Origin of the sequence: Hydrococcus rivularis NIES-593, assembly GCF_001904635.1 — a bacterium.
GTDB lineage: Bacteria > Cyanobacteriota > Cyanobacteriia > Cyanobacteriales > Microcystaceae > Hydrococcus > Hydrococcus rivularis.
In genome coordinates this window covers 456,234-468,687 of the sequence record NZ_MRCB01000001.1, presented here as the reverse complement: position 1 = coordinate 468,687, position 12,454 = coordinate 456,234, and the positions used below count along the sequence as shown (strand labels likewise).

The 12,454-nt window shown below is 45.3% G+C and carries 14 protein-coding genes; 9 read left to right on the top strand and 5 right to left on the bottom strand.

What is annotated here, in order from left to right; genetic code table 11:
• Nucleotides 1–3: 3 nt before the first annotated feature.
• The gene (locus tag NIES593_RS02125) at nucleotides 4–1,650 is read left to right on the top strand and encodes a SpoIID/LytB domain-containing protein (protein ID WP_073597985.1); all 1,647 of its coding nucleotides are present in this window, start codon (nucleotides 4–6) and stop codon (nucleotides 1,648–1,650) included.
• A gap of 13 nt (nucleotides 1,651–1,663) precedes the next feature.
• Here the strand turns inward: NIES593_RS02125 and NIES593_RS02120 are convergent, their stop codons facing one another.
• From NIES593_RS02120 to NIES593_RS02110, 3 genes are all read right to left on the bottom strand, one after another.
• On the bottom strand, nucleotides 1,664–2,404 hold the full coding sequence (locus NIES593_RS02120; protein WP_073598059.1) for a phycoerythrobilin:ferredoxin oxidoreductase: 741 nt from the start codon (nucleotides 2,402–2,404) through the stop codon (nucleotides 1,664–1,666).
• A gap of 66 nt (nucleotides 2,405–2,470) precedes the next feature.
• Complete coding sequence (locus NIES593_RS02115) at nucleotides 2,471–3,205, bottom strand: 15,16-dihydrobiliverdin:ferredoxin oxidoreductase (protein ID WP_073597984.1); 735 nt, start codon at nucleotides 3,203–3,205, stop codon at nucleotides 2,471–2,473.
• A gap of 100 nt (nucleotides 3,206–3,305) precedes the next feature.
• The gene (locus NIES593_RS02110; protein ID WP_245817230.1) at nucleotides 3,306–4,313 is read right to left on the bottom strand and encodes a COP23 domain-containing protein; all 1,008 of its coding nucleotides are present in this window, start codon (nucleotides 4,311–4,313) and stop codon (nucleotides 3,306–3,308) included.
• A gap of 671 nt (nucleotides 4,314–4,984) precedes the next feature.
• Here NIES593_RS02110 and NIES593_RS02105 point away from each other — a divergent pair.
• The 8 genes from NIES593_RS02105 (at nucleotide 4,985) to NIES593_RS02070 (ending at nucleotide 11,082) form a co-directional block, all read left to right on the top strand.
• Nucleotides 4,985–5,863 (top strand): phycobilisome linker polypeptide, encoded by an 879-nt coding sequence (locus NIES593_RS02105; protein ID WP_073597983.1) that lies wholly within the window; start codon nucleotides 4,985–4,987, stop codon nucleotides 5,861–5,863.
• Between the two features lie 93 nt (nucleotides 5,864–5,956).
• Nucleotides 5,957–6,724, top strand: coding sequence for a phycobilisome rod-core linker polypeptide (locus NIES593_RS02100; RefSeq protein ID WP_073597982.1), 768 nt, complete (start codon nucleotides 5,957–5,959; stop codon nucleotides 6,722–6,724).
• Between the two features lie 110 nt (nucleotides 6,725–6,834).
• Nucleotides 6,835–7,050 carry a rod-capping linker protein CpcD domain-containing protein gene (locus NIES593_RS02095; protein ID WP_073597981.1) on the top strand — a complete coding sequence of 72 codons (216 nt, stop codon included), beginning with the start codon at nucleotides 6,835–6,837 and terminating at the stop codon, nucleotides 7,048–7,050.
• An 85-nt stretch (nucleotides 7,051–7,135) separates the two neighbouring features.
• Complete coding sequence (locus NIES593_RS02090; RefSeq protein WP_073597980.1) at nucleotides 7,136–7,348, top strand: rod-capping linker protein CpcD domain-containing protein; 213 nt, start codon at nucleotides 7,136–7,138, stop codon at nucleotides 7,346–7,348.
• An 80-nt stretch (nucleotides 7,349–7,428) separates the two neighbouring features.
• The gene (locus tag NIES593_RS02085) at nucleotides 7,429–7,959 is read left to right on the top strand and encodes a phycobiliprotein lyase (RefSeq protein WP_073597979.1); all 531 of its coding nucleotides are present in this window, start codon (nucleotides 7,429–7,431) and stop codon (nucleotides 7,957–7,959) included.
• Nucleotides 7,960–7,969: 10 nt separating this feature from the next.
• Nucleotides 7,970–8,572 carry a chromophore lyase CpcT/CpeT gene (locus tag NIES593_RS02080; protein WP_073597978.1) on the top strand — a complete coding sequence of 201 codons (603 nt, stop codon included), beginning with the start codon at nucleotides 7,970–7,972 and terminating at the stop codon, nucleotides 8,570–8,572.
• 80 nt (nucleotides 8,573–8,652) lie between these two features.
• Entirely contained in the window at nucleotides 8,653–8,961 is a 309-nt protein-coding gene (locus tag NIES593_RS02075) for a CpeR family transcriptional regulator (protein ID WP_175561012.1), read from the top strand.
• A gap of 231 nt (nucleotides 8,962–9,192) precedes the next feature.
• Nucleotides 9,193–11,082, top strand: coding sequence for a response regulator (locus tag NIES593_RS02070; protein WP_073597976.1), 1,890 nt, complete (start codon nucleotides 9,193–9,195; stop codon nucleotides 11,080–11,082).
• Here NIES593_RS02070 and NIES593_RS02065 read toward each other — a convergent pair.
• Nucleotides 11,072–11,674 carry a Crp/Fnr family transcriptional regulator gene (locus NIES593_RS02065; RefSeq protein ID WP_073597975.1) on the bottom strand — a complete coding sequence of 201 codons (603 nt, stop codon included), beginning with the start codon at nucleotides 11,672–11,674 and terminating at the stop codon, nucleotides 11,072–11,074. The genes NIES593_RS02070 and NIES593_RS02065 overlap by 11 nt on opposite strands.
• A gap of 132 nt (nucleotides 11,675–11,806) precedes the next feature.
• Nucleotides 11,807–12,445: a signal peptidase I gene (lepB, locus tag NIES593_RS02060; protein WP_139253604.1), complete on the bottom strand. Its 639-nt coding sequence runs from the start codon at nucleotides 12,443–12,445 to the stop codon at nucleotides 11,807–11,809.
• Nucleotides 12,446–12,454 lie beyond the last annotated feature (9 nt).

The window sequence follows — 12,454 nt, the reverse complement described above, 5'->3', positions numbered from 1 at the left end:
AATATGCCAACCACTCAACAACAGACTCGGATACCAGGCAAACGATTGATTCTAACCGCGTTTACCTTGCCCGTATTGCTCGGTTTAGTATGGGCACCAAGCGTCAAAGCAAAAGATGTTGAGCTGCAAGTTGGCATCATCCAGCGACTCGGCGAAGAAAATAATACTGAGATCGCCCTTTCGAGTACAAAGGGAGATATCCTAACGCTCAGTTTTACCGATCGCAGCGGACAAACCCAAACCCTACAAACAAACCAAGTAAAACTGCAAGTTGTAAAACAACCTTTGCAAGCTCCCACGTTCTCAGAACGAGTAGTGCTTGGCAATTATTCTACCTTCGAGACGGCTGAAAATAGTGCTAAAGAATGGCGAGCTAAAGGAATTAAAGTCGAAATCGCTCAACCAGATCGCTGGGAGGTTTGGGCAAAACGAGAGATTTATAAAAATCCTCTACTGCGTCGCCTGCTATTGCAGAGTCTCAGAGCGCGGGGATTCAACCAATCCTATCTAGAAACGGAAATTCTCTCCGAAAAATTCCAACCGATTTTTACTGTCAACGGAAAGCGCTACGAGCCAAATTATTTAGAGATTAGCGCTGGCAATGACCTCATCCAAGTAACTGCTCTCAAAAATAACGACCGCATCTATGGCGGAAGGTTGAGGCTGCAACCGAATGCCTATGGAACTTTTACCCTAGTCAATCAAGTCCCGCTCGAAACCTATTTGCGAGGAGTCGTTCCCCACGAAATCGGACATCAAGCCCCCGACAATGCCATTAAAGCTCAGACAATTATCGCTAGAACCTACGCTTTGCGAAATCTACGACGATTTCAGGTAGATAATTATCAACTCTGTGCAGACGTACACTGTCAAGTGTACTACGGATTGTCGGATACCAATCCGCGAGCCGATCGCGCGATCGCCGAAACCCAAGGATTAGTTTTAACTTACCAAAATGAATTGGTCGATGCGCTCTATTCCTCAACGACGGGTGGGATAACGGCAAGATTTAGCGATGTCTGGAATGGAGAAGAACGTCCTTACCTAAAACCCGTTATCGATTCACCCAGACAAGTTTGGAATTTGTCCCAACAATCTTTGGCTGATGAAGCAGCATTTCGCCGTTTTATCGGCATGAAAGAGGGTTTTAATGAAACGGGACAAAAAGTATTTCGCTGGAATCGAAAAGGAACTCTTCAAGAACTCAATGAAGATTTAAAAGAATATCTCGAAAAACGCAGACATCCCCTTGCAGATTTTCAGACAATTCAGCGGATGGAAATTACCAAGCGATCGCCTTCGGGACGCATCCTCACCATGGCGATCCAAACCGATAAAGGTATACTCGAACTGCATAAAAATGAGATTCGCAGTTGCTTTGGGACTCCTCGCAGCACTCTATTTTATCTCGAACCCATGTACGACGAAAAGAATCAATTAAAAGGCTATACCTTTATTGGCGGTGGCTTCGGACATGGAGTAGGGTTAAGTCAATTTGGCTCCTATAATTTAGCCAATATAGGTTGGTCTGCCGAGCAGATTTTGGCATTTTATTATCCGGGAACCAAGCTGCAACCGCTTGATGATTCGATTGTTTTTTGGCGCGATCGCACTTTAGATAACGTACAAGCTCAAGCCAACCAATTTTAGATTGGTGATTTTCTTAATTAGCATTTGCGAGAGGATCGGGCAAAAAGAGAAAACCATGAATATATTCCTCCGTCCACTCGCTTCCATACAAGCGCGTAAACATTCCCCGTGCCGGATCTTTTGCGGCGCGATAGGCAATATAGCGCCGTTGAGCCTCTAAAATCTCTTCTCGTTGCTGGCTGTCTGTCACGGGTTCCGCTTTTTCGACAAAATCTAGATAGGCTTGCAGATAATCTTTAAAAGCTTCCAATACTCGCGTTTGAACGACTTCCATCTCTTGAGGACGAGTCCACAAGAATGCAGGAGAAAAGAAGGGTTTTGCCTCTTCTGGAAAATCTCCTCCCCAGGGTAAGTGTTGTTGATAGGCTTTAAAGATGGGCAAGATGGGTTCGCTGTATTTCTGCTGATAAGCAGCATCGTGAAAGAGAGGCTGCATGTCCAAAGCAATTAAGTGCCCTCCTGGTAGAGTGACTAAGTCTGCGCCAAAAAACGGTAAATCGTAGGCTGGATGGGGAAAAATAACGAAATTAAGGACTTGTAGAGAAGCGCCTCCTCGAACGTGAGCGGCTCGAATTTGCCGAAGTTTGGGAGATTTAAAGGCATAGCTAGTCGTGATGACTGCTTCTTGTTTTTTCCCTTTGCCCATCGTGCCTTCTTTGTACTCAAACCCCTCTGGAATGGGATAGGGGGATAAATCTAGCCGTTCTTTTAGTAGAGCGATCGCGTAATCTAAAAAAGGCTGATATAGAGTCATGGGATGAAAGGATTTGGATTGGGGATTTTGGCTTGTTCCCATCTCTAAATTTAGCAAACTATTCGGCTATCTTTTGGTTGAGGTGACAGCTAAAGGGACGGCATCTTCAAACAAAAATTCATAGAGGAATCGCTCTGCCCATTCGTGCCCGAAATAACTACTAAATAAACCAGAGGCAGGATCGCGATCGGCACTGTATTGGTCGTAATCTTTTTGAGCCTTAACAATACGCTGGATATCTTCTGGATCGGTTAAAGGCGTTGCTCGCTCTAGCAATTGCCAATATAGCTCGACATATTCTCGGTAGGCTGGAAATAATCGATTTACTACGGTTTGACTATCAGTTTTAGCAAACAATAAGTATTTAGAAAAATACTGGTTTGCATCATAAAATTTCATTTCCAAGTTTTGTGCCAAATCGTTATATTTATCCCGAATCGATCGCATTGGTTCGATGTATTTTTCTAGATATTTGCGATCGCGAAACAGGGGTTGAAAATCCAAAACGACTAAAATTTTTTTCTGACCAAACGATAAAAAATCGATTCCTAATAACGGTAGGTCGTAACAATGGCTGGGATAAATAACGCTATTAAAAACTTGCGCCGTTTCTCCCGCCTCGATGTAGGTATAGCGAATTTTGCGCAGTTCGGGACATTGATAGCACCAACTTTGAATAGTGGCTGGGTTCTTGCCGCGATCGCTAACCTGGTAATCCAATCCTGGTGGAATAGAGCGACTGCGTAAATCAAAGCGACTAAAAAGCTGCTTTTCTAAATATTCGCGAAACGGCTCAAACATAGACGATAGCACGTATATTAAAGCTTCCTCCGAGAATAGAGGAAGCCAACGAGCGCCGTCTCATTTGTTGCCAACAAAGCAACAAATTTTAATGTTGATGTTAACGAAAGTTCTCAGGTTGTAAACGTTGAGGATGAGAGTTAAGAGAACCAAACGGACTGCCTTGCAACCTCGTTCCCGTTCCGCCATCGGCTGGATCGAGGAAAGGACGCAAGTTAATTGCCTCAGAGGACTTAGTACGCATCGCTAGTTTGGATAGGTCTTGACCCAAGACTTGACCGAGTTGACCGAGAATTGGATTAGAGCGACCGTTATCAACCAAGGTAGTGACTCCCTGAGTTGGTTGACCGCTATCGGCAACGGTCAGATTTTCAAAAACGCGATCGCGAGTGACTATCGGATCTTGACCGTCAGGTACGGTAAAAACAATGCGGCAACTCGAATTTTTCTGAGTAGTCACGCAGACGGTATTGTAATTATTTTCCACGGCGGTTCTCATCTCCAACAGCCCGTCTGGTCGATAGAACTCTAGGCGACGACTGATTTCAGCACAGCGGCGTTCTGCCGACCAACCGCCTCCCATTTGACGGGGAATTGCCCAGGCATAAGCTTCGCCCGGACGGCTTTCTGGATGGTACATTACCGTGTATTCGCCATTGACCGTTTGGCAAGTAAAGCGAGGTTCGGTGCTGGCAGAGGTCGAGGATTTTTCTTCGGATTCGGGATCGCTAGAAGTCGGAGTAGATTCGTCTTCTGATTCAGTATCGGTGGAAGTTGTAGAAGACTCATCTTCAGCTTCGGAATCAGTAGAAGTTGAAGAGGATGAATCATCCGGTTGAGATTCTTCATCATCGATAATGACATCTGGGATGTCTCGCCGCGATCGCTCGTTTTCCTCTGCCTTTTCTTCTTGCGATCGTCCGACTTCTTCCAGACTGAGTTGAATCGCAGAGTTAGGCGACTTGGTATCGGAATTTGTCCAAAGAGATTGAGCTGAAACCCTTTGGTTAGTCGATAGCAGTAAAATGCCCATACCCAAAGGTAAAGCGATCGCTTTGAGTATAGAAACTGCAACTTTGGTGCGAGAGTACGAACTTTTTAATAACATAGCTACAGATTGTTGCAATTGGAGTTATAGCAACCCTTAACGATCTAAGATCTAAGATTGCTATATTTAGTTTTAACCTTAAAATTGCAAATTAACATAAGTAAACTTAAGTTTCATACTTCTGCAAACTCAGGCTGATATCGCACTACTCCCGCGCGATCGGTTAATGTTCCTTGCATTCTCGCTAGCTACTAAGGACAGCGTCAGGACACCTCGACTGCGAAGTGCATCAACCAACTTAGCTTCGGCTTAGCGAGCGATCGAACGCTGTCTCTAGAACAGAGCGAATTGCAGCGATATGATTAGGAATTTCGCGACTAACAACAATCATTTGTCTATCTTTACAATTTTTGACAATAATGGTTAAGGGAGCATTGTATAAATAGACTTGTTAGAGTGTATTAACGCTCGCTCAGGTCACAGTCTGGCTGTCAGATCGTACAAAACGTAGAAAGCTAAAATCTTCTAAAAGATGCTTAGATTTCCCGCGTTTTGGGTAATTTGGCAGACTTGATGACTGTCGCTCTCAGCAAATAGACTTTAAAACAACAAGCTGTGCGTTTTGAGGAATTCTTCCGATGAATATCTCTTTCGATCGAGCTTGTTAAGTTTTGTAACAAAAATAAGAAACTGATTCCCAAAACCTTTGTTCTCATTAAGGAGATTTCTGAATGGCTTTTGGACCCGCATCTCAATTAGGTGTTGCTTTATTTGAAGACACGCCTCCGGTAGAAATGGTACCGGGTTGCTCGGAAGAAGAAGCAGAAGCTGTCATCCGAGCCGTTTATCGGCAAATTTTAGGCAATGCCTATGTGATGGAAAGCGAGCGTGCGCTCGTGCCCGAATCGAAATTCAAGCGAGGCGAACTAAGCGTGCGCGAGTTTGTCCGGGCGGTTGCCAAATCCGAGCTTTACCGCTCTCGCTTCTTCGAGACCTGCCCTCGTTATCGCTATACCGAGTTAAATTTCAAACATTTTCTCGGTCGCGCTCCCGACGGGTTAGAAGAGATGAGAGCGCACAGCACCATCTTGGATAACGAGGGATTTGAAGCCGACATAGATTCTTACATCGATAGCGATGAGTATCAAAACGCCTACGGAGAAAATATCGTTCCCTACTACCGAGGCTACAAAACCCAGCCAGGACAAAATATGGTTGGGTTTACTCATATGTTTGCGCTTTTGCGGGGAGCCTCTAGCAGTGACCTAAAAGGAAGTATTGCTGGAAAAACTCCCGTATTGAATAAATACGTCATTCAGGAAACGCCCCTTCCCGTCATTCCGCCTTCTGGTGGTTCTACGGGCAATGGTTGGTCGTTCCAAGAAAGTCCCTTGGCTTCCCGTACTCGTCTGGGTGCGGGTGCTGGCGAAGACGGCAAGGTTTACCGCGTTGAAGTAACGGGTTACAGTTCCCCCGGTCGGGTTAACAAAGTCTCTAAATTCCGTCGAAGCAACAAAGTCTATTTTGTCCCTTACAATCAACTCTCCCAAGAGTATCAGCGCATCCACCAACAAGGCGGCGTAATTGCTAGCATTACGCCCGTTGGCTAATTCAGTTACTAAAAACTGTAGGGGCAGAGCATGCTTTGCCCCTACGATAACTGATTCAAAAAGCATTGAAAATTTGAAAATAGGAGAACTGTAATGTCTGTAGTTTTAGATACTCCAATAGAACTGCGTCCCAATAGCAGCCTTGACGATATAGACATTGCGATTCGGGCAGTGTACAAGCAAGTGCTAGGCAATCCCCACATTATGGAAAACGAGCGCCTAGTAACGGCAGAATCGCAGTTGAAAAATGGTAGTATAACGGTGCGCGATTTTGTCCGCGCCGTTGCCAAATCCGACTTATATCGCGATCGCTATTTTGAATCCTGCTCCCCCTATCGCTTTGTAGAGCTAAATTTCAAACATTTACTCGGTCGCGCTCCCTTAGATCGCAGCGAGATTTCGGAGCATATTCGCATCTGTATCGAAGCAGGCTATGATGCAGAAATCGACTCCTATATCGACAGCCAAGAGTATCAGGAGAAATTCGGCGATAATACCGTTCCTTACTATCAAGGCGCAAAAAGTCAAGTAGGACAAAAGCAAGTCGGCTATAACCGCACGCTTTCTCTATATCAGGGTTATGCAGGCGTGGATAGCGCTTTTAAAGATTCTCGCTTGGTCGAAGCTATCGCTACCAATAGCGGCAATAAGATTACTTTACCGAGTACTGGCGGCCGTCGCGGTGCCTATAAGGATGCAACTGAAAAGATGTTTAAGATCGTGGTGAAGGGGTCTAAATTTGATAGTCCTCGTCGCAGCAGCAATACTGAGTATGTTGTTTCAGGCGCTAAGATGACCCCGCAAATTCAGCGAATTCATCGAGCTGGCGGAACGATTGTCAGCATTACAGAGATCCAATAAATTCTGGCATTTTGTCTGGATAGAGATGCAGGTTTTGCATCTCTATTCTGTCTGGTTTTTGAGAGCGCTTTTGCATTTTTAATTCGTTTTTTAAACATAGGAGCAATTGTATGGCTGCTTCAGAAGGAGTGACTCCTTTAGGCAGGTCTACGAGTGCCTACAGCAATACAAGCAAACGTTTTCGCATTACTGTAAGTACCGTTGGTGCCCCCAACTTTAGAACGAGTTCTGTCATATACGAAGTGAGTTACGACCAACTATCTCAGAAAATTCAAAACATCCATAGAATGGGCGCAAAAATTCTCAGGATTAGCGAAATTAGCTAATTCAATTATCACAGTTTTTAGCGATCGAGCCGATAGCTGACTTCTGAGTTTCCTAAAATCCAGTGGTTTATGGAGATTAGTTAACATGATTGGTTTTTCTAGTCAAGGCAGATTCGACGAGCGCAAAGTCGCGATCGAGGTGACGGGTTTCTGTCATCAAGAACTCAAGCGGCGAGGGACTTTTACCCTAATGATTCCCTACTCTCGACTCAATCAAACCATGAAGTGGATCGATCGCCTTGGCGGTCGGATTGCAGGCATTAAAATGAGTTCTTCGCCTTTAATGGGAAAAAAATGAACCGAGCGATCGCCAGCCTTTTTATCTTGCTTTACTGAGTTCTTGCTTTAATTTATCTAGCTAAATTCAACAATTTTGTAATGGATCTTACCGAATTCGTAAAACTTTCTCTAGGACGTTGGCGATCGCAACGCAGCGCTCATCATCTAGCCTTTGCTCACTTTGAAGCAGTTACTTCGACCATCGATATCGTTTCTTTGGCTAAAGATAATCCAGAGGTCGTTAACCTCTGTAAGTCCTACCAGATCGATCCTCAACTTGCGACTTCTCCCTTTCGCATGAGTTGGGAAGGAGAGTCGGATTGGAATGAGGAAGAGCTAATCAAAGGAACGACAGTTCTCGTTCCCATTCCCGATGCCGATAACCCGACCAAAGGACGGTTACTCCGAGACCAAGGGTATGCAGAAACCATTCCTTCGGTGGGAAAATATCACATTACCGAAGATAGCGTATTCGTCCTAGAAACCGAGTACGATCGCGCGGCAGCAGAAGAAAGAATTTGGTTTGCTACTCCTAACTTGCGCTTGCGAGTATCGCTGATTAAAACCAGTGCTGGTTCGGGAGTTGTCACCGCTTCTTTTTCTTCAGAAATTCGTTCTTTAAAAGAATGAGGGATAAAGGATGAAAAACGATTTAATGCTGACTCTAGCTCGTTATCTGGCTGGGGATTTTAGCAATCAAAAACAGTCCTATGAAGACCCTAAAACCTACGCTCACATTCGCGTGTTTTTTCGTCCTTTACCCTGGGAATTTTTTGGTGGGATAGGGTTTTATTCCGAGCAAACCTATGATTACGATCTCTGGAGTCCCTATCGTCAGGGCGTTCATCGTTTGGTCGATCGCGGAGATTCTATCTATGTAGAAAATTACAGCCTTGAAGATCCCTTGTGCTATGCAGGTGCGGGACGAGATTTAGCGATTTTGAAAACCATTACTCCCGATTGCCTTCAAAGACGATATAACTGTTCGATGATTTTTAGAAAAGAAAACGAGATTTTTCGGGGAAATGTTGAAGGAAATTGCTGTTTGATCGAACGCAATGGTCGCCAAACCTACTTAGTTAGCGAAGTAGAACTGACAGAAAATACCTTTGTCAGTTGGGATCGAGGCATGGATGTCAATACCCACGAGCAGGTGTGGGGATCGGCTGCGGGAGCTTTGAGATTTGAGAAGCGAGAGAGTTTTGCCGATGAAGTTCCCGTTGTAATTTCATCAGATTCATAAGTAGAGATGCGAGCGATCGCGTCCGTATAACAGTCTAACGATCGGGTTAATCGATGAGTGTATCGGAACTTGAAAACATTATGCTACCTCCAGTAGCTCGCAAAAAAATGCAGGCTTGGATCCGAAGTCGCCACCTGATTTGTTCGGGAAATTTTTTCATTTTTGAAACCTTAGAATACTCGGCAGTAGAGCGCTTCGAGGAGTGCGTTGCCAGTTTGGGAGGCACTTTAATTTCTGTCGAGCCTATCAAAAAAGTTTGGATTGGAAATCATCGGCAAGTTCTTCTCTATCAAGCTAAAGCGAGCTTGCATACTCCTCCTCATAGCGATCTCAAGCAATATTGGATAAAATACGGCGGTTTTTATACAAAATTTGACGAAAGGGTTTGATAAGGAGAAAGGAAAAAGGCAAAAGTAAAATTTCCCATTCAATCTTATTTCAAGTGCCCGCCTTACAGTTTGCGATCGCCAGATGCCTCTCTCGACTCATCAAATTGGTAGCGGGCGCGATCGCAGTTTAAAGATTTTTGGCAAAAGATAAAGCTTGATAATTGAGTTGGGCATAGTTGAGTGCAGATCTGCTAGGTTCTAAAAAGGGGGCGCAAATCAGAAACATCGGCGATGAAAATTCTTGTGGTAGAAAATGACGAGCTAACTGCCAAATCGCTTGACAGAATTCTCTCGAGCCAAAACTATATCGTTGAAACCGTCAGCGATGGAGAAACGGCATGGGAGTTAATCGATGTCTTTCCCTACGATCTAATTATCGTAGACGCTACCTTACCAAAACTCGATGGGATTAGTCTGTGCAAGCAAATCCGCTCTAGCGGTCAAACGTTACCGATTCTTCTGTTAACCAGAGCGGACAGCAGCCAAAGTGGGGTCGCCGGATTAGACGCAGGAGCTGACGATTATCTTCTCAAACCCATCGATTCGCAGGAGTTGTTAGCTCGCGTTCGGGCGCTCTTACGTCGGGGAAGTTCTGCCTCGCTCCCCGTGCTCAAGTGGGGCGACTTACAACTCGAACCGAGTACCTATGAAGTCACCTACGAAGAACACCCTCTATCCCTGACGCCAAAAGAATACGCTATCCTGGAGCTTTTTTTACGCAATCCCCGCCGCGTGTTTAGCTGCGGTGCCATTCTCGACCATCTCTGGGAATTCGAGAAGTTGCCCGGAGAAAACGCCGTCAGAACCCACATTAAAGAACTCCGCCACAAACTTAAAGCCATCGGCGCTCCGGCGGATATCATCGAAACCGTTTATGGCATCGGTTACCGCCTCAAAGAACAAGATCGGACGTGTTTGCCCGAATCGGCAGAAAACATTGGCGACGACGATCCTCGACAGCAGACGCTAACAGGCGTAGCCGAGGTTTGGAAGCGGTTTCAATCTAGGATTTACGAGCAGTTGGAAGTCATAGAGCAAGTAGCTACAGTTCTCTTGGCGCGATCGCACGATCGACAACTGCAAGAGCAAGCCGAACAAGAAGCTCATACCTTAGCAGGTGCCTTGGGCACGTTTGGGTTATCTAAAGGGTCTCAATTGGCGCGAAAAATCGAACAATTGCTGCAAGTCGATCGCTTGTGGGAAGAAAAAGAAACCCTGCGGCTGCATCGGCTTGTGAAAGCCTTGCGCCGCGAAATCGATCGCGCCTCGGAAAGTTCTTTGTCCGAAGGAACAATTCAGCCAGAGGAGCGCCCCTTTCTATTGGTGGTGGAGAGCGATCGTCAACTCGCACAACAGTTGGCTAAAGAAGCCGAAAGCTGGGGAATGGAGGCAGAAAATGCTACCAGCCTCTTGCTCGCCAGAGAAATTCTCGAAGATCGAAGCCCTAATGTCGTGCTGCTCGAACCTTTTCTATCCGAGTCCCCTGAAGAAAGTTTCGAGTTTGTCGCACAACTAGCGCATCAAAGACCTCCCGTCCCCGTTTTAATCTTTACAGATCGAGATGGTTTGGAAGAACGGCTCGAATTCGTTCGTTCGGGAGGGTGTGCCTTCCTGCAAAAGCCAATGTCTCCCGCTCAAGTCCTCAACGCGATCGATCGGGTGCTGCACCGGGGAAAACCGCCCGATGCTCACGTGATGGTTGTAGACGACGATCCCAAAATTTTGGCGATTTTGCGAACCTTGCTCGAACCTTGGGGACTCAAAGTTACGACCCTCGACGATCCTCGTCGATTTTGGGAAACCCTCGAAGCCGTTGCTCCCGATTTGCTGATTTTGGATCTTAAAATGCCTCACGTTAATGGCATCGAACTGTGTCAAGTGATTCGCAACGATAGTCATTGGGGAGGATTGCCCATTATCGTTCTGACGGCAAATATTAACCCTAAGTTGGTCGATCGGGTATTTGCTGCTGGTGCCGATGATTTTGTTAGCAAACCCGTGGTTGGTCCCGAATTGATCGCTCGTATTATCAATCGTCTAGAGCGATTGAAACTTCTGCAAAGATTGGCAGAAGCATCAAGCCATCACATATCACGAAATAATGATTCTGTCAAGGCATAGTCTCGATCTTGTTGCGATCGAACTCAGCTTGGTAATAAGGGTTAGAAGATCGCACCACAATTGCATGGCGGTAAGGACGATAAATCGTTCCTTTGCGTTCAAATTGATTGAGTAGCTTGGTTACGGTTACCCTCGTCGTACCAGCCACTTCCGCCAATTCTTGATGAGTCAGCGGTAACTCAATTAACTGGCCTTGTTGAACCTTCCGACCGAATTTTTGTGCCAACCAAATTAGGATTTTGAATAAGCGTTGAGGAATTCGATCCGAGCGGAGAATATACAAGAGTTCCTCTGTTTGCTGGATGTGGCGACGAACGGCATCCGACGACCAATTCCACTGATGCAAAGAAATACAAGCCGCTTTGACGCGAGTCAAACATTGAATTTGATAAGGAACTATTTGAGAGAATGGCTGACCTACTACGTCCCCAGTTCCCCAGTATCCTAGCGTTATTAATGTGCCTTCTTCGTTCCAAGTCAGGGTTTTTACTGCTCCTTGTTGCAAGAACCAGATAACATCTCTCATTAGCGGAATGAGATCGCGCGGTTTAAATGTATGTAGCCTTTTGCCGTTGGCTAGAGTAGTTTGCATAAGTGACAACGCGACTGGCACGAGAACAGATAAATTTATCGCTTTTAAATTTTAAACTTGTTGCAAATAATTTGCAACAAGTGATGATGTCAATTATTCTCGCGATCGCGCCAAATCCACAACTTCCTGCTTCTAGCGCCGGGGCGCGATCGAAGCTACCCCACCAATTTTATTGAAAGGATAAAAACGAAAAATAGCACGACCGATCGCATTTTGCTGGGGCAAAAATCCCCAAATATGGGAATCATTGCTATTGTTGCGATTATCTCCCATAACGAATAAATGACCTTCAGGGACTTTTAGAGGTGGTAAATTATAGTTGGGAGGGTCGAGGATATAGTTCTCTTGCAAAGGCTTATCATTAATGTATACAGTGCCATTATCAACGGAAACAATTTCACCCGCTTGAGCGATAACTCGTTTGATAAACGCTTGGTCTTTTTCATAGCCTTGCATTTGTAATTGCGAAGGCGGTTCAAACACGATAATATCGCCTCGTCGCGGCGGATGAAAATAATAAGAAACTTTTTCTACCACCAGGCGATCGCCCTCCTGTAGCGTCGGCAACATAGAATCAGAGGGAATATAGCGAGGTTCCGCAATAAAAGTCCGAATTAAGAAGGCAATAACTAGGGCAATAATGACAATTTGCAGATTTTCCCAAACAGATTGCCAAAATTTAGACCTTGCAGTAGTTCGAGCTTTTTGAGAGTTGGTTGGTTCGGATTGAGAGCGATCGGTTGTCGTTAAATCTTTTTTGTCAATTGTCATAACAGTAAC